This window comes from Thalassobacterium sedimentorum (assembly GCF_031127905.1).
GTDB lineage: Bacteria > Verrucomicrobiota > Verrucomicrobiia > Opitutales > Coraliomargaritaceae > Thalassobacterium > Thalassobacterium sedimentorum.
The window spans coordinates 1-399 of the sequence record NZ_JARXIC010000138.1; the positions used below are offsets into that span (position 1 = coordinate 1).

The following is a 399-nucleotide window of genomic DNA, read 5'->3' on the forward strand; positions in this document are numbered from 1 at the left end:
AAGCGCTATGCGCAGCACCTGTGCGTGAAGGGGGCCTTTGGTTGCATTGCGGAAGTGAACATGTTCGGCTTGCTCGCCACCTCGCTCGATCCAAATCCGATCCACGCGTTGATACACCAGCGCTCCACTGGCATCGCGAACATAGAACTTCTGGTTACTGCGAACGTCGGCAACGTAACGTAGCCCTTGCTCTTCAAGCTTTGCTAGCAATTTGCTGTTGCTGCCATAGAGACTGTCCATGCCGACCCAGTTGAACTCAAGTCCTTGATTGATCGCATTCTCGATAATCTCCCAAGCTAGTTCAGGTTTCGTTTTAAACGTGCGCTTATCTGCAGGAACATGAGCGCGATCCATGCGCTCACAGTCCTGCGTCCAAGCCTCCGGAAGATATAGCCGGTA

1 protein-coding gene is annotated in these 399 nt (G+C 52.9%); it reads right to left on the reverse strand.

The features are described 5' to 3' along the window. Nucleotides 1–399, reverse strand: a 399-nt coding sequence (locus tag QEH59_RS18750; protein WP_308986917.1) for a transposase, incomplete at both ends; no start/stop codon positions are given.